This window comes from Paenibacillus jilunlii, assembly GCF_900102965.1.
GTDB classification, from domain to species: Bacteria; Bacillota; Bacilli; order Paenibacillales; family Paenibacillaceae; genus Paenibacillus_AQ; species Paenibacillus_AQ jilunlii.
Genome location: NZ_FNGM01000007.1, coordinates 52,770 through 69,433, shown reverse-complemented (window position 1 = coordinate 69,433; position 16,664 = coordinate 52,770). Strand labels below are relative to the sequence as shown.

17 protein-coding genes are annotated in these 16,664 nt (G+C 51.4%); 11 read left to right on the top strand and 6 right to left on the bottom strand.

Annotated features, from left to right (window positions below; translation table 11 throughout):
- Positions 1-33 precede the first annotated feature (33 nt).
- The 3 genes from BLQ82_RS13870 to BLQ82_RS13860 all read left to right on the top strand — a co-directional run bounded on the left by BLQ82_RS13870 (position 34) and on the right by BLQ82_RS13860 (position 3,412).
- A complete protein-coding gene (locus BLQ82_RS13870) occupies positions 34-783 on the top strand; it encodes a metal ABC transporter ATP-binding protein (protein WP_062527673.1) in 750 nt (249 codons plus the stop codon).
- Positions 784-1,805: 1,022 nt separating this feature from the next.
- Positions 1,806-2,609, top strand: a complete 804-nt coding sequence (locus BLQ82_RS13865) for a metal ABC transporter permease (RefSeq protein ID WP_062527675.1) — start codon at positions 1,806-1,808, stop codon at positions 2,607-2,609.
- Between the two features lie 89 nt (positions 2,610-2,698).
- Positions 2,699-3,412, top strand: a complete 714-nt coding sequence (locus tag BLQ82_RS13860; RefSeq protein WP_062527677.1) for a cytochrome c biogenesis CcdA family protein — start codon at positions 2,699-2,701, stop codon at positions 3,410-3,412.
- Positions 3,413-3,439: 27 nt separating this feature from the next.
- Here the strand turns inward: BLQ82_RS13860 and splB are convergent, their stop codons facing one another.
- Entirely contained in the window at positions 3,440-4,516 is a 1,077-nt protein-coding gene (splB, locus tag BLQ82_RS13855; protein ID WP_062527678.1) for a spore photoproduct lyase, read from the bottom strand.
- 193 nt (positions 4,517-4,709) lie between these two features.
- Between splB and mntR the strand changes: the two genes are divergently transcribed.
- The 3 genes from mntR (at position 4,710) to BLQ82_RS13840 (ending at position 8,008) form a co-directional block, all read left to right on the top strand.
- Complete coding sequence (gene mntR, locus BLQ82_RS13850) at positions 4,710-5,135, top strand: transcriptional regulator MntR (RefSeq protein ID WP_019909637.1); 426 nt, start codon at positions 4,710-4,712, stop codon at positions 5,133-5,135.
- A 179-nt stretch (positions 5,136-5,314) separates the two neighbouring features.
- A complete protein-coding gene (locus BLQ82_RS13845) occupies positions 5,315-7,003 on the top strand; it encodes a family 10 glycosylhydrolase (protein ID WP_062527840.1) in 1,689 nt (562 codons plus the stop codon).
- 57 nt (positions 7,004-7,060) lie between these two features.
- Positions 7,061-8,008 (top strand): patatin-like phospholipase family protein, encoded by a 948-nt coding sequence (locus BLQ82_RS13840; RefSeq protein WP_062527679.1) that lies wholly within the window; start codon positions 7,061-7,063, stop codon positions 8,006-8,008.
- 63 nt (positions 8,009-8,071) lie between these two features.
- Here BLQ82_RS13840 and BLQ82_RS13835 read toward each other — a convergent pair whose 3' ends face one another.
- Both BLQ82_RS13835 and BLQ82_RS13830 read right to left on the bottom strand, forming a co-directional pair.
- Entirely contained in the window at positions 8,072-8,413 is a 342-nt protein-coding gene (locus tag BLQ82_RS13835; protein WP_062527680.1) for a hypothetical protein, read from the bottom strand.
- Between the two features lie 7 nt (positions 8,414-8,420).
- The gene (locus tag BLQ82_RS13830) at positions 8,421-9,368 is read right to left on the bottom strand and encodes a DUF1385 domain-containing protein (RefSeq protein WP_143013442.1); all 948 of its coding nucleotides are present in this window, start codon (positions 9,366-9,368) and stop codon (positions 8,421-8,423) included.
- A 206-nt stretch (positions 9,369-9,574) separates the two neighbouring features.
- Between BLQ82_RS13830 and BLQ82_RS13825 the strand changes: the two genes are divergently transcribed.
- The 4 genes from BLQ82_RS13825 to BLQ82_RS13810 all read left to right on the top strand — a co-directional run bounded on the left by BLQ82_RS13825 (position 9,575) and on the right by BLQ82_RS13810 (position 12,271).
- The gene (locus tag BLQ82_RS13825; protein ID WP_062527682.1) at positions 9,575-10,066 is read left to right on the top strand and encodes a YqhR family membrane protein; all 492 of its coding nucleotides are present in this window, start codon (positions 9,575-9,577) and stop codon (positions 10,064-10,066) included.
- Between the two features lie 74 nt (positions 10,067-10,140).
- Positions 10,141-11,208, top strand: coding sequence for a M24 family metallopeptidase (locus BLQ82_RS13820; RefSeq protein ID WP_062527683.1), 1,068 nt, complete (start codon positions 10,141-10,143; stop codon positions 11,206-11,208).
- Positions 11,209-11,256: 48 nt separating this feature from the next.
- On the top strand, positions 11,257-11,814 hold the full coding sequence (gene efp / locus BLQ82_RS13815; RefSeq protein WP_020429198.1) for an elongation factor P: 558 nt from the start codon (positions 11,257-11,259) through the stop codon (positions 11,812-11,814).
- Positions 11,815-12,007: 193 nt separating this feature from the next.
- Positions 12,008-12,271 carry a hypothetical protein gene (locus BLQ82_RS13810; protein ID WP_244280783.1) on the top strand — a complete coding sequence of 88 codons (264 nt, stop codon included), beginning with the start codon at positions 12,008-12,010 and terminating at the stop codon, positions 12,269-12,271.
- A 196-nt stretch (positions 12,272-12,467) separates the two neighbouring features.
- Here BLQ82_RS13810 and BLQ82_RS13805 read toward each other — a convergent pair whose 3' ends face one another.
- A complete protein-coding gene (locus BLQ82_RS13805) occupies positions 12,468-12,788 on the bottom strand; it encodes a hypothetical protein (RefSeq protein WP_157243860.1) in 321 nt (106 codons plus the stop codon).
- Between the two features lie 245 nt (positions 12,789-13,033).
- Between BLQ82_RS13805 and BLQ82_RS13800 the strand changes: the two genes are divergently transcribed.
- On the top strand, positions 13,034-14,287 hold the full coding sequence (locus tag BLQ82_RS13800) for an aspartate kinase (RefSeq protein ID WP_062527689.1): 1,254 nt from the start codon (positions 13,034-13,036) through the stop codon (positions 14,285-14,287).
- 394 nt (positions 14,288-14,681) lie between these two features.
- On the opposite strand, the gene BLQ82_RS13795 is transcribed toward BLQ82_RS13800, so the two are convergent.
- Positions 14,682-15,119 (bottom strand): VOC family protein, encoded by a 438-nt coding sequence (locus BLQ82_RS13795; RefSeq protein WP_062527692.1) that lies wholly within the window; start codon positions 15,117-15,119, stop codon positions 14,682-14,684.
- Between the two features lie 596 nt (positions 15,120-15,715).
- Complete coding sequence (locus BLQ82_RS13790) at positions 15,716-16,582, bottom strand: YitT family protein (RefSeq protein WP_082722817.1); 867 nt, start codon at positions 16,580-16,582, stop codon at positions 15,716-15,718.
- Positions 16,583-16,664 lie beyond the last annotated feature (82 nt).

Sequence of the window (16,664 nt, the reverse complement as noted above, 5' to 3'; positions counted from 1 at the left end):
AAGTAGAAAGTATAAGTGAAAGGCGGTACTCACATGCAACCGGTATCCCTGGACTGCCATCAGCATATGATCGAAATACAGGATCTATCCTTCTCCTACGGCGAACAGAAGGTAATAACAGACCTCAACTATACCGTGAAGGAGCGGGATTTCCTCGGCATTATCGGCTCCAACGGGGCCGGCAAAACCACCCTACTGAAGATGATTGTCGGCTTGCTCCCTGCAACCGGCGGCGAAATCAAGCTGTTCGGACAACCGGTGAGAAAATTCAAGGATTGGGAGCGGATCGGCTATGTGCCGCAGAAAAACGCTTTTAATCCCTTGTTCCCGGCAACTGTGCGCGAGGTCGTTATGTCCGGATTATACAATAACAAAAACCTGATCCGCAGAGTATCCAAAGCGCAGCAGCAAAAATGCGACGATGCGTTGGAAGTGATGCGGATACAGGATATAGCGGACAAAAGAGTCGGCCAGCTGTCCGGCGGCCAGCAGCAGCGCGTCTTTCTGGCCCGGGCGCTGATCAACCATCCGGATCTGCTGATTTTGGACGAACCTACGGTCGGCATTGATGCCGAGACGCAGGCCGGGTTCTTTGAATTGATTATGCATATGCATGGTCATCACCACATGACGTTCCTGATGGTGTCGCATGATATTGATATGATCAAGAACTATCTGGGCGAGGAACCCGTGCAAAAAAACGGCAAAATTAATTTTTACTGCCGCCATTCCCATGACGCCCAGGATTGCGCAGTAGACAACCTGCAGCACACTATCTCATAATCAGACTCTATATAAGCTGCACTTAAGAATCAGGTATGTGCCCCGACGAATCCCTGTGTTGACAGGGTACGTCGATTTACGCGGGGGATTATTAATTGCATGCTAAGGTAAGTCTAGTTGTATTTTGTGCAGTTAAAAACTAACTTTTTCGTGCGCATAAGGAGCTAATTGCACCTTCGTCCACTTATTTATGCGGAATGCTGATCATACGCCGGGTTAGCCTGCTTTTAAGTGTATGAATGCACTTGTCTAAATTTTGCCTCCAAGGTAAGTCATGCTCCGGCTTCCCTGCCGTGATCGTTTCTGCTCGTTTTTTAAGGTTCTATTGCACTTTGTACAGCAGAATCAATTGTTTCCTGCCCAGATTAACGTTCTGTTGCACTTTGTACACTAGAATTTTGTATTTGTACGATAATTACGCTTATATGGCTAATTCTGCTGTACGAAATACACTAGAATTCCTTTTTTGGCCTTAAAATGAAAATTCTATTGCAGCATCTGCAATAGATTGCATTTAGCCGCTCTTGGTTCTGCTTTTGTTCTGCTTCGGAACTGTTTTGTTACTGTTTCAGTACCGCTTTTGTCTGCTTTGTTAATGTTTCGGTTCGTCCATTGTACAACATAGGACAACCAAACGCCTTCATAGAACAACTAACAATGCCTCTCTTAAGTAAGCGGAAAGTTTTACGTATTTTTACGCAAAAACGTAATTATTTAATGACGCAAAAACGAAACGTCGTTAGTCATACGATAAAGCAGGGGTTTTGTATCAGTAGTTTCTAGATCCCGCATCCGTTAAGCGTGTCCCGAAGGGACGAAAAGCGATCCTTCATCCCCGTCCCTAAGCTCCAGCTAACGTTTCTCCCACACCAGTTGCACTTACCGGGTGTCCAGAGGGCGGAGCCCTTGGGGCCCTCCCTTGGAAGGGAGGGTTTGGGAGGGATCGAAAAGGTTTTGAAAAAGGTTTTTTGAAATCGCTTTTTAAATCGCTAAGCATTTGATACTCAGAGGAGATTGAAGTCTTGGAAATTCTATTCAGTGATTTTTTTCAGCGGGCGCTTGCGGGCGGGCTGATGATTGGCATTACCGCGCCGCTTATTGGCGTGTTTCTGGTCCTGCGCCGTCTGTCCATGATTGGCGATACACTGGCGCATGTGACGATTGCCGGGGTAGCGCTCGGTTTTTTGACCGGCTTTTATCCGCTGGGAGCGGGGCTGATCTTTGCGGTCGTGGCATCGTTCGCAATCGAGAAGCTGCGCAAAGCGTACAAAAGCTATGCCGAGCTGTCCATCGCCATCATTATGTCCGGCGGGGTGGCACTGGCCTCGCTTTTTTTCACTCTGGGCAAAGGGTATAATGCGGATGTGATGAGCTACTTGTTCGGCAGCATTTATACGCTCGACAACACCGATCTCCTCGTAGTGGGTATCGTCACCCTGGCGGTGGTGGTCGTGGTGACCCTGTTTTTCAAAGAATTTTTTCTGCTCAGCTTTGAGGAGGATGCAGCCAGTGTGAGCGGGTTGCCCGTGAAGCTGCTGAATATGCTGATTACGGTGCTGACGGCGCTGGTCATCAGCACGGCTATTAAGATCGTCGGCTCGCTGCTGGTGTCGGCGCTGCTGACTATTCCTGTGGCGATCAGTCTGCTTCTGTCGCGCAGCTTCAAGTCGTCGGTGGTGCTGTCCGTCATCATTGCAGAGATTGCGGTGGTCGGCGGGCTGGTGGTGGCAGGAATTTGGAATCTGGCCCCTGGGGCCACAATTGTTTTGCTGCTGATTGCGCTGCTGGCCTTAACCCTGATTGGCAAAAAAGGGCTGCCTGCGTAAAGTGAACGGAAGAGTGGAAGGTTAAAGTAGAAAGTAATGTAATCCATTCATACGAAGTGACCCTGAAGCCCGGAAGGAGAGAAGCCACTTTGTCCAACCTGAATGCAGGAATTGCTTTTGCTGCCGGTGTTGCGTCTTTCATCTCGCCCTGCTGTCTGCCGCTGTACCCTTCCTATCTGAGCTATATCACCGGTCTGTCCGTTCAGGAACTAAAAGCCGGCAGCAATACCAAAAAGGCCCGTTTCCGGACCATCAGCCATACGCTGGCTTTTATTCTTGGATTGTCTGCAGTTTTCTATACCATTGGCTTTGGGGCCGGGCTGTTTGGAGAAGTATTTCAGGAGCAGCGGGATTTGATCCGGCAATTATCGGCCATCCTTGTGATGGCGATGGGGCTGTTCCTGCTGGGGATTTTCCAACCCAGGTTTCTGCTTCGTGAACACAAACTCAATATGAGATGGAAGCCGGCGGGTTATCTGGGCTCCTTCATTCTGGGCATCGGCTTCTCAGCAGGCTGGTCTCCATGCATTGGCCCGATCCTGACTCCAATCATTGCGCTGTCGGCCAGCGACCAAGGGGCCTGGTTCACACTGATTACGGCCTATTGCATCGGCTTTGCGCTGCCTTTCTTCGTTCTTGCCTTCTTCCTCGGCGGAGCCCGGCGCATTCTCAAATACTCCAATCTGCTGATGAAGGCGGGCGGCGGACTCATGATTGTTATGGGACTACTGCTGTTTACGGATCAGATGTTCCGCATTACCATATGGCTGCAGGGAATTACGCCGGATTGGCTCAAGTTCTAACTGATGGTCCCAATGACCGCCTTCCAATCAGGTGAAATAATCAATTCCCGCTTCCGGGAAATGTTCAAAGATCCGCTCTGTGATGAATTCCCGCAGGGCGGTTTGCTGTTCATCGGGATAGACGTATTTGTGCTGGCCCCAGCGGCCCCATTTCTTTTTGCGCTTCTCGATGTCCATTTCCAGTTTGGATTTCGGATATCGTTTCTCGATGACGGTTTTGGCCGTCTTGGTGAACCGGTGCTGTATCATTTCAAAAGTAAGGCCTTTGCCGGTCTCCGGCGGCAGCGTCTGGGCCAGCTTCGCCAGCAGCTCGGCGTACCCTTCCTGCCAGCCCTCATGCCAGATGATGGGGGCGATGATGAAGCCAAGCGAGTACCCGGCCCGGGCGATTTGCCCGGCAGCTTCAATCCGTTCCTCGAAGCGTGCGGTCGCCGGCTCGAAATTCCGGATTACGTAATCGGCGTTCACACTGAACCGGATCCGGGTGTGGCCGTTATGCTTCAGGTGGAGCAGCGGCTCCACATGCTGGTATTTGGTGACAAAACGCAGCCGCCCCAGCGGCTCGTCCGCAATGAAGGTAATCAGCTCGGCAAGAGAACCGGTGATATGCTCCAGACCCAGCGGATCGGAGGTGCACGCCGCTTCGAAGGAAGTGATCTCCGGGGCGCGTTCTTCGATATATTTTTTGGCGGCATCGATCACATCGCCTGTATTGACATACACACGGATATACGGTTTGGCACCAAGGGTTGTCTGCAGATAGCAGTAATGGCAGTGGCCCATGCAGCCGGTGGCAATCGGAATCGCATAATCGGCAGAGGGCTTGGACTGGTCAAAGGTCAAGGTTTTGCGGATGCCCACCACGAGGGTGCGTTTGGCAATTTTATATTGCTCCAGTTCCGTTTCTCCCGGCAGATTGGTAATCCGGTTGTGTGAAGTAGTCATGCGGTAAGGGATATTCTGCGCTTTGACCCATTCCATGATCCGCTCACCTTTGGGATATTTCAGCGCCTCCGGCTCAAAAAAAACAAGTTCAGGAATAAACAGGCCGGTGGGCTTGCGGTGTTTTTTGGCGGAGGGGCGTTCAGTTACTGCCGTGGTCATGAATTCACGCTCCTTATGAATGAGGATATGGTTATTGTGCCGATATTGGGCCGGCGAAAACCATGGAAAACATCGCTAAGAGCTGTGGGAACTGTGCTTCAGGACTTGCCAAGGAGCGGCAGAAACATGTATCATTGTTAGAGCAAGACCCGGCCCCGTCGCCACGCTCATTATAGAAAAGAGGTAAAGTTTAATGCCAACACCCAGCATGGAGGATTATTTGGAGCGCATATACAAGCTCATCGACGAGAAGGGTTATGCGCGGGTCTCGGATATTGCCGAGGGACTGGAAGTCCACCCCTCCTCTGTGACCAAGATGATCCAAAAACTGGATAAGGACGAATATCTCATCTATGAGAAATATCGTGGGCTTGTCCTAACAAGCAAAGGGAAAAAAGTGGGAAAACGTCTCGTTGACCGTCACCAGCTGCTGGAGGAATTCCTTGGCCTGATCGGAGTGCAGCAGGAGCATATTTATAAGGATGTCGAAGGAATCGAGCATCATTTGAGCTGGGACTCCATTACGCGCATTGAGACGCTGGTGGAGTATTTTCGCCGTGATGAAGCGCGTCTGCAGACCTTATACGATATTCATCTTGAACTGGTCAGCGACTCATAAATGATGTTGTTTTTATGTGTTTACCGCAACCTTTCCAGTTTTTTGACGTCATAACGGTATCGTTCTTTTTTGTTCAGGACTCCGTTTGACAAGAGAAACGGCCGTCTCCCTTGTGATAAGGACGAGAAGGCCGTTTTTTGGTGTCTGCGCAAAATTTCACTGTATACCGGGGAGGAATTATGAATTACCGTAAATGGATGTTAGGATTATTGGTGCTGCTGTTATGTCTCCCGTTTGGTATGACCGGCGTTCGGGCGGCGGCCATACCGATAACCATTGAGCTGGATGGCGAGGCCTTGAGCAGTGATGTGCCGCCGTTTATTACCGCTTCAGGCGTGACTATGGTGCCTGTAGGTGTAGTCAGCAAAGGGCTGGGTGCAGCGGTAGAGTGGAATCAAAGCAATAAGACTGCGACGATCAGCAAAGGGGAGAACGTGCTTAAGCTCACCAGCGGCAAAAAGACAGCCGACGTAGGGGGAACAGCGGTAGCCTTGGATACCTCGGTGCAGATCGTGCAGGGCCGGGTGACCGTGCCGTTGCGTTTTGTAAGTGAACAGCTTGGGCTGGAGGTCGTCTGGAATCAGGCAACCAAGCACATCGCGCTGTATTCAAATACAGAGATTGTCGGACCGTCCACGCCGGCGGTACCTGCACCGACAAGCGTGCCGTCACCGGCGCCTGTACCGACACCAAACGTGCCAAAGCCTAACGTGCCGACACCAACTGCGCCTGCGCCGACAGTTCCATCGGTTCCGGGAGCAAAGGCCCCGAAAGAAATGAAGGGTGCCTGGATCTCAACCGTGTTCAACCTGGACTGGCCTTCTACTGCCTCTGCAGGCAATGAGGCCAAGCAGAAGCAGGAGTTCAACACATTGCTCGACAAGCTGCAAAAAACCGGCTTTAATGCCGTATTCGTGCAGGTCAGACCCTCCGGGGACAGCCTGTATCCCTCGGTGCTTGTTCCCTGGTCCAAGATATTAACTGGTACGCAGGGCAAGAATCCGGGTTATGATCCGCTGGAATTTATGATCAGTGCCGCTCACAGCCGGGGCATGCAGTTCCATGCCTGGTTCAATCCGTTCCGCGCGACTACGGATGCCAACACGGCAAATCTGGCGAGCAATCATGTGGCAAAAGCCCATCCGGAATGGATCGTCAAAGCAGACAACAAGCTCTATATTAATCCGGGCATTCCCGAAGCGCGCCAGCATATCATCGATACCGTTATGGAAGTAGTGAAGGGCTATGACATTGACGGTGTTCATCTGGATGACTATTTCTATCCATCCGGTACTTTTGCCGATGATGAGGCGTTTAAGACCTATAATTCCAAGTCCATCAGCTCCAAGGGGGATTGGCGGCGGGACAATATCAATGATTTCATCAGCCGCCTAGGCCAGTCCATTCATGGCGTGAAATCGGATGTCTCGTTCGGTGTCAGCCCGTTTGGCGTCTGGCGCAACAAGAAGGCGGACAGCACCGGTTCCGATACCACTGCAGGTGTATCTGCGTATGACGACATGTATGCCGATACGCGGACCTGGATACGCAGCGGCTGGATCGACTATATTGCCCCGCAGATTTATTGGAGCCTCTCCTTTAATGCGGCCCGGTACGACAAGCTGGTGGACTGGTGGGTGAACGAGGTGAAGGGCACCGGAGTCAAGCTCTACATAGGACAGGCCACCTACAAAGTAGGAACCGACAAAAGCGCTGAGTGGCAAAGCGGCGAACAGATTATCAACCAGTTGAAATATAATGAGAAGTATACTGAAGTGGCCGGCAGCATCATGTTCAGAGCGAACGATATTGTAAGCCGCGATCCTTTTGGACTCGCCAGTCTGCTGACCTTTTATTTCAAGTCATGAAACTTCCCCCGTGGTCATAGATAAGCATTAGGTCTATGGAACGGGGGATGACTGTCTATGGAGATCAATGCCGTATTTGAAGGCGGGGGTGTGAAGGGGATTTCGCTCGCGGGCGCGGTTCAGGCTTCAGAGCAGGCGGGGGCGGTGTTTAAGCGGGTGGCCGGAACCTCTTCAGGCTCCATCATCGCCTCGCTGCTTGCCGCGGGGTATGACGGTGAAGCGATGAGCAGGATTATCCAGGCAACAGCTTTTACCTCTTTTCTAAAAAGGGGCTTCCTCTATAATACGGCTTATGTGGGACCTGCATTACGTGTGCTGATCAAAAAAGGGCTGTATTCCGGGGAGGCGCTGGAGTCGTGGATACGCGGGATTTTGAAAGAAAAAGGACTTGTCACCTTTGGAGATCTGCCCCGCGGCAAGCTGTCCATTATCGCCTCCGATATTACGAACGGGCGTCTGGTTGTGCTGCCTGACGACTTGAAGCAGTATGGGATTTCCCCGGACAGCTTCGAGGTGGCCAAAGCGGTGCGGATGAGCTGCAGCATCCCGTATTTTTTTGATCCGGTGATGCTGAGAATGAGCAATGAAGCGGCTAAAGGAAAGTCTTTTGCTGAGCAGTTTGTCTATATAGTCGATGGCGGTTTGTTAAGCAATTTTCCGTTGTGGCTGTTCGACGAGAAGGAAGAGGGCTTCAAAAGCCCGGGCCGCAGAATCCCCACGGTGGGTTATCAGATGATCGGTAAAACAGAGCCGCAGCCGCACAGGATTACCGGTCCTTTCAGTATGCTCCAGGCGATGGTGGGCACCATGCTGTCGGCCCATGATGAACGTTATATTGAAACGGAAAAATTTATCCGGACGGTTAAGATTCCTACGCTGGGCATCTCGATGACGGAGTTCAATCTCGCGCCGGACAGAAGTGACGAGCTGTATGCAGCCGGATACAAGGCGGGGGAGGCGTTTTTCAAAAATTGGCGGCCGCTTCCGAAGCCTACGATTTTCTAAGATGGCGTGAAGCACATACATTATAAAAGCCTTCCCGCGTATTGCTGCGCGGGAAGGCTTTTATTAATGATATTTGGGCAGCTGCTCATCATTCTTGCCCTTGCTGCCTTCGATCACCTGAAACGGATAGGTTTTGCGTTTGCCGGGAGCGGCTGACTGCGTTTTACGCAGGCCTGCGACCTTGGCCATGGTTTTTTGGGAAGGGATTACTTTCGTTTGTGATCTGCCGGAACCCCGGCCATAACCAGCCTTGAAAGACCGGTTCGCATAAAACACAATTCCTAGAAGCAAGAGCGGGATAATCAAAGACGTCAGCGCTCCGAAGCCCACCAGCATAAACCGTGTAACCAAACCCAGTACCGCCAGCGCTACACTTATCCAAAAAATCAAAGCATGCTTGATCATAGACCACTCATCCTTTCGCAGGATCCAATATTCCGCCTGACACACTTGCTTCAGTATATGCCCCTGCTTCGATTGCGGCATCCAGCTCCCGCATCCGGTTAAATGAGGCGATGGAGACTTCAACCATTTCATCTTTGGGTTCCTTGGTTGTCAGCAGCTGCAGCCACAGTCCAGGATAGCCCAGGTACTTCAGTCCCGGAATGTCTCTTACGGCGTTGGTTCCTTTCAGAACCTCAAAGGAGATACCGATTACGACCGGCAGCAGCACAATGCGCTGCACTACACGTTCAACCAGGTTATCCCAAGGAAACACGGAGTAGATAATGACGCCAAGGATAATCGTCAGCATCATGAAGCTGCTTCCGCAACGGTAATGCAGACGGCTGTACTTCTGCACGTTCGCTACCGTCAGCTCTTCACCGGCTTCAAATGCGCTGATAACCTTGTGCTCGGCCCCATGGTACTGGAACAGCCGCTTCACTACAGGGGTCTGAGAGATAGCCCACAGGTAGACGAGCAGGAGAACCAGTTTAATTCCGCCTTCTACGAGGTTGTGCAGAATGTAGTTATCAAATGCATTCTTGAACAGAAAATTTTCAACAAAGACAGGGACAAGGGTAAAGATCAGCTTGCCAAAAAGGAAAGATAAAATACCCATGATCGCTACGCCAAAAATCATCCCCAGACTCCAGCCCTCTTCCTTTTTCTTGGCTTTCTTCTGCTGCTTCGCCAAGTCTTCCGGCTCGGTCTCATCCTCGGCATAGGATTCCGCTGAATAATTCAAGTGCTTGGAGCCTTTGGCGCTGGAATCTATAATACTGACAAGGCCGCGAAGAAGCGGTATCCTGCGCAGTTTTACGACCCAGCTCTTATCGCTTCTCGGCACCTCCAAAAATGTAATTTCCCGGTTCTTCCTTCTTACGGCAGTTACGTTGATATGCTTGCCGCCGAACATAACGCCTTCAATGACGGCTTGGCCGCCGTAACTTGGAGTTTCTTGGGACAACCAATTCACCTTCCCGTGTATTAATGTGATTTATATAATACATTGTAACTAATTTATGGCGACATTGCTAGTTGGATTGCCTTTTACTGTACATACTAGGAACTGGGAGCAGAGAGCCGGCAAGCTATTCCATCCATTGAAAGAGAGGCAGCATAATGAGCAAATCCCATAAGCAAAAATCCGAACATACCAATCCCTGGTTTTTTGGCATGGAGCTGGGCTTTTTCGCCGGGTTAATCTGGGGAGGGGCACGCTGGCTGATGTATGCCCTGCATTTTACCAAGGTGATCCCGGGATTTCTGGCCGAGCCCTTTTTTAAGCATGAGTTCTTGATGACACGGGCGGGTCATCTGACAGGATATCTATGTTTTATTGCTTTTTCAGTGGTAGCGTCCCTGCTGTATGTGCTGATCTTGCGCAAGCTGAAGGGGCCGTGGCCGGGGATGATCTTCGGTGTGCTGTGCTGGTCGGCGATCTTCCTTGCCGGATCCTGGCAATTCCTGCAGCAGAAGATGTTCAGGCTGCCATGGAACTCTGTGGTCAGTGAGTTTTGCATTTTTTTGCTCTGGGGATTATTCATCGGATATACAGCGGCAATCGAATATACAGATGAACGCAAACGCGAACAGCAGACAAAGCTTGCCTGACAGCCCGAAAAAACTTCTCAAGGGCATGACCCTATGTTAAAATACAATGTGGCTATTTCGAGAGGAGAATGAAAATGGGCAACAAGCGTGTCTCCAAGCTGCGCAAGGTTTTGCAGGAACAGGGATTGGATGCGATCTTAATAACCAGCGGCATTAACCGCCGCTATTTAAGCGGATTCACCGGTTCTTCCGGTTATGTTCTGGTGACCGGCGATGACAGCTATCTGCTGACTGACTTCAGGTATATGACACAGGCGGCGGAACAGGTAACAGGCCTGAAGGTGGTACAGCATGGTCCGAAATTTATTGATACTGTCCGCGAGCTGCTGCAGGGCGCGAATGTCCGCATCGGCTTCGAACAGGATGATGTGACTTTCAGTGCCTATAGTGCATATGCGGCTGCGCTGCAGCCTGCGGAGCTGGTGCCGGTCTCCAAGGCTGTTGAGAATCTGCGGGCGTTCAAGGATGAAGGCGAACTTGCTGTGATGCAGCGTGCTGCAGATCTGGCGGATGCCACGTTCAGCCACATCCTGAATGTGATCAAGCCCGGCATGACCGAACGTGACGTGGACCTGGAAATGGAATTCTACATGCGCACCCACGGCGCAACCTCATCTTCGTTCGATACGATTGTGGCTTCCGGTGAACGGTCAGCGATGCCGCATGGCGTGGCAAGCAGCAAGGTCATTCAGAACAATGAATTCGTGACCTTCGATTTCGGTGCGCTGCTGGATGGTTACTGCTCGGATGTAACGCGTACGATCGCTTTGGGCTCTCCGGACCCCAAGCTCAAAGAGATTTATGATATTGTGCTTGAAGCGCAGCTCCACACGCTGGCCAATATCAAACCGGGCATGACCGGAAGGGAATGCGACGCTCTGGCGCGTGACATTATCACCCGTTACGGCTATGGCGAATATTTCGGACACAGCACAGGACACGGTTTGGGTATGGAGGTTCATGAGAACCCGCGGTTGTCCAAGCTGGCGGATGAAATTATGGAACCGGGTATGGTTGTAACTGTAGAGCCGGGCATTTATTTGCCGGGTCTGGGCGGTGTGCGGATCGAAGATGATATCATAATCACCGAAAGCGGCATGAAGCTGCTGACCCATTCTTCAAAGGATTATTTAGTCTTGTAAGTATTAGTATCAGGTAAACAGGTAAATTGATTCCAGGAGGGATTTTTAGTGATTTCAGTTAACGATTTTAAAACAGGCTTGACCGTAGAGGTGGATGGGGATATTTTTACCGTCCTCGATTTCCAGCATGTTAAGCCGGGTAAAGGTGCCGCATTCGTGCGCTCCAAGCTGAAGAACCTGCGCAACGGCAACACCGTTGAACGCACGTTCCGTGCCGGTGAAACTATCGGCCGCGCCATCATCGAAAACCGCGGTGTGCAATATTTGTATGCAAGCGGATCGGACCACGTATTCATGGACAACGAAACCTACGACCAGTTCGAGCTGTCCGCCAAGCAATTGGAATGGGAGCTTAACTTCCTGAAAGAAAACATGACCGTGAATATCGTCAGCTACCAGGGCGAAATCCTCGGGATCAACCTGCCAACCAGCGTGGAGCTGAAGGTTACAGAAACCGAGCCGGGCGTTAAAGGCAACACCGCTCAGGGCGCAACCAAAGCGGCCACTCTGGAAACAGGCCTCACGGTACAAGTTCCACTCTTCATCAATGAGAACGACGTTCTGCTGATCGATACCCGCGAAGGCAAATATATCTCCCGCGCGTAGATTGTCAAAGAATTGATGTTTTTAGCCTCCCCGCGTTTGCGGCGGGGGTTTTTTAGTTAGGAAAAAAATTAAACGGGAAGAGCAACATCCCCTTTAAGCACAGACTGAATACTTTCGAGCACTGTTTGGGGAATTATATGTTTTTTCTGTTGTGGATAAAGGTATGTAAGGGGAGGAGGGGCTTTTAGCTGATTTGGCTAAAGGACGAATGTGGACCGGAAACAACGGCAGAAATGCCTTTGTTGAAGGGCCGCAGGCTGGTTTGCCCAGAAACAACGGCAGAAATGCCTTTGTTGAAGGGCCGCAGGCTGGTTTGCCCGGAAACAACGGCAGAAATGCCTTTGTTGAAGGGCCGCAGGCTGATTTGCCCGGAAACAACGGCAGAAATGCCTTTGTTGAAGGGCCGCAGGCTGGTTTGTTCGGACAAAAAGAGAATGATGATTTCCTATTCTTGTGAGTTCTGTGAACCTGTGGGCTCTGCTTGGAGAGACTTGGGATCAATATAGGAGGCGGACCATGCGTGGCGAGTTTCAGGGGAAAAAGGTGCGAAGAGACTAATGAGCAAGTGCTAGTTGGAAAAAGGGAACCTAATTTTCGTTAAAAGGTAGTAATCGCATGACCTAAGTGGAAAAAGGAAACTTAATTGGGCAAAATTACTCTATCAGAGGCGAAACAAGCTGAATTAGATGGCCTTTTTCCACTTGGAATGGCCCAAGATTCATGGTGGGTTCCTCGACAATGCGGCTGGACCGCAAAGGTGCGGACCACGTGAATTTGCTGGCCCGAAATATGCCTATCGGAGCCGTGTAAGCAGTCGAGCTTCCCAATTGTGTGCCTGTCAGACCCGGAGAGGCAAATTCGCGAAGCTTCTGCTGGCAGCGGGTAGGCGCTGCTGGTAGGCCGCTGAGGCGGGTGCTGCAGCCGTGGGTGCTGAGGCGGGGGGCTGCCACCACACTGCCACCCGGCACTGCCACCGCACTGCCACCCGGCACTGCCACACGCATTGCCGCTGGCACTCTCGTTTAACACTGCAGCGGCCAGTTCCACCAATACCGGCAGAGCTGTTTATTCTGGACAGGTAAAATTTGGTGTTCGGGAAATAAGCGGATTTTTTTGTGAAACTATTAACGCATGAGGTGTTTTTCGTATTATACTGGTTTAAAGCACGAAACCAAATTATAAGCTGTTACATAGACCGAAATAGGGAGTGAAATGGACTTTGTCACTTTATGTCATGAAATTCGGAGGCAGCTCCGTCGGCGACATTGAACGAATGAAACGTGTTGCGGGGCGCATCGCAGATAAGCAGGATGAGGGTCACCGCTGTGTTGTGGTTGTATCCGCCATGGGAGATACCACGGATGAATTGATCGATCAGGCCAAGCAGTTGAACGGGCAGCCGCCTGCACGCGAAATGGATATGCTTATGACAACCGGGGAGCAGATCTCTGTTGCGCTTTTGTCCATCGCCCTGAATGGGATTGGCCGAAGCGCAGTATCTTATACCGGCTGGCAGGCCGGATTCCGGACCGATGAGACGCATGGCCGGGCGCGAATCAATGAAATCGATCCCCGCCGGGTTCTGGAGTCGCTGAAGCGAGAGCAGATAGTGATCGTAGCCGGTTTTCAGGGAATGACCGTGGACGGCGAGATTACCACACTGGGCCGTGGCGGCTCGGACACTACAGCCGTAGCATTGGCTGCAGCCATCCAAGCGGATGTCTGCGAAATCTATACAGATGTGGACGGTATATATTCCACGGACCCGCGTATCGTGAAGACTGCGCGCAAGCTGAATGAAATCTCCTATGATGAAATGCTGGAGCTGGCTAACCTGGGGGCAGCTGTGCTGCATCCGCGGGCTGTGGAATACGCCAAACGATATCAAGTGAAGCTGGTCGTCAGATCAAGCTTTAATCATAATGAAGGTACTGTTGTGAAGGAGGAAGCAAGCATGGAGCAGGGTGTGGTAGTTAGCGGAATTGCATATGACAAAAACGTGGCGCGGATCAGTATTCTGGGAGTGCCGGATGTGCCGGGCGTCCTCGCCCAGGTATTCGGCAAGCTGGCTGAGGAGGGTGTGGACGTCGATATCATCGTGCAGAGCGGTGTACAGAACGAGAAGGCCGATTTCTCCTTCACCGTTGCACTGAGCGAGCTGGCGCATGCCAAAAAGGTTATCGAGGGGCTTCACAGCGAGCTTCCTTACCGCGAGGTAACTTCCGAGGATAATCTCGTCAAGGTATCGATTGTCGGCGCGGGTATGGTCAGCCATCCCGGTGTAGCGGCGCAAATGTTCGATGTGATCTCCAAGGAAGGCGTGAGCGTCAAGATGGTCAGCACTTCCGAGATCAAAGTGTCATGTGTAATTGAGTCCGGCAATCTGCAAAAGATTATCCAGGCGCTTCACACGGCCTACAATCTGGATACAGAAGAGCAGGCGTTTGTCGGAGGACCGAAGGACCGCCGCTAGAAGCTGGAGGGCTTCGGCCTCACCATATTCGGCTTAGATGAAATGTCCCGCTGCCTATAGGGCGGCGGGGCATTTTTTTGCGGGAATTATGGAATGAAGGCATGCAGCATAATCGTCAAACGCCCCCACATCCACATCGCCGCCACATCGCCCCCACATCACCGCCACATCGCCGCCACATCGCCCCCACATCACCGCCACATCGCCGCCACATCGCCGCCACATCGCCGCCACATCGCCGCCACATCGCCGCCACATCGCCGCACATCGCCGCCACATCGCCGCCACATCGCCGCCCCATATCGCCCCCTGTGCAGCTTCACTCGCTGCGTTGCAACACCGCCAAGAGTCATCGGTAAGGATCAACTTTTAGGTGGTTGAGCCAAGGCGCGATTTATCTGATTCGTTCCCCCAACTCCAAAATTATTCCCTCTGGTCCGCGGCAGTAGCATAATTTATAACTTCCTTCATAGTGCTGAATCTCACTGAAGACATCCATCCCTTTATTTTTCAATTTGGCGACGATGGCTTCTATATCTTCCACAACAAATGCCAGATGCCGGATACCCGGGGTATTTGCACAAGGTAACTGAATTTCCCGCTCATCTGACGGCGAAATATATTGGATTAGCTCTATCCATGTCTGACCGTCTGGCGTTCCCAATCCTACGCAGGCTGTTTTAACGCCACTAAGCCCAACGATCCGATCCAACGAGTCTCCTTCCGCTTCCCATTCCCCTTGCACCTCGAAGCCAAAATCGAGAAAAAACGCTTTAGCCTTAGAGAGATCATTTACGACTACACCCACATGATCTATTCTATGGATTTTCAAATCTCTTACCTCCTATGCTCCTGCTTTTTGATCAGGGGGCCACAGATCCCGTTACGACATCGACAAGGTCAGAGCTGCCTAGAACATCATTAGCGGCCGCTCAGGGATTCGTGAACTCTGTCCTAATTATATCCATTAGAGAGGGGATAGTTTCTTTTCGTTTGCTCTATTTCTAGATGGACTGGTGAACTTGAATGCTTGGGGAACGTGAGTGAGGCTCATAAGGAACCCTAGCTAAGTGGAAAAAGTATAACTAATTCGCTGTAATTCTCGCTACAGAAGGATTTAGTGGGATTTTGTACACCTAATTTATGCCTATTCATCCCATACGGCCGCTTTAAGCCGAATTAGTGATACTTTTTCCAACATAGGCAACTCCATAAGCCGAACGAACTCGATTAGTGAACCTTTTTCCCAACTATGATCTCGGATGGGGCATTAGTTCTGTTCATAAAATTTTTAGTTCAATCTATAGAGCGCGGTATCGTATGAACGTAACAATATCATGAATATAAACAAAACAGTCCCATCCTCCGCTTGCCGCAGGGGACGGGACTGTTAGGTATGAGTGTAGCTTTGGGTGCTTTACGCTAATACTACCCCAGCCGTCTGAACCGGCCGACGATCTCCACCGTCTCCAGCACGTTGACGAACGACTTGGGGTCGGTTTCGAGGATCGTTTTGCGCAGCTCGGCCAGCTCGTAACGGGTGGTTACGGTCATGAGCATGGTGTTCCCTTCGTGGCTGTACCCGCCTTCCGCATTGACCACGGTGACGCCGTGGGGCAGGCAGGTGAGGCGGCTCAGCATCTTTTCACGCTCCTTGGTGACAATGAAGCAGGTCAGCTTGATGTGGCGGATATGGATCATATCGACCACACGGCTTTTGACGAAGATACAGAGCATGGCGTAGAGGGCGGAGTCCCAGCTTTTGAAGAAGCCCAGGCTCAGTATGACCAGCCCATCCAGCACAAACAGAACGGTGCCCATCGGAATGTCGCGCTTGCGCGTAATGATGGAGCCCAGAATATCGAATCCCCCGGAGGAGCCTCCGGCACGAAGAGAGAAGCCCACGCCGCCGGCGATGATGACTCCCCCGAAAATACTGGCCAGAATCGGGTCCTTGGTCAGCTTGATCAGCGGAATAACGGTCAGGAACCAGGTGGTGGCTACGACCGACAGCAGGCTATAGCAGATGTACTTTTTGCCCACGGCCACAAAACCCCAAATCAGGATAGGCAGATTAATAGCAAAATAATACAGCGAAATGTACTTAGGATGGGTTAGGTAGCCGATGACGGATGCCGTTCCCGCAACCCCGCCGCTGAGCAGCTGGTGCGGAATGAGGAACAGGCGCAGCCCGCTCGCGACCAGAAAGGCCGAAAAAATAATGATGGCGACTTCTTTGACTTGTTTGGCAACCGGCCCTGAAACGAGCGGCATTACAACATTACGAACTTGCATGACATAAATCCCCTCTTCTTCCGATGTCTGTACCTGCATTTTAGGATGCTGCCTGAAAAGATAAGGAGCCCATAGTTTATCC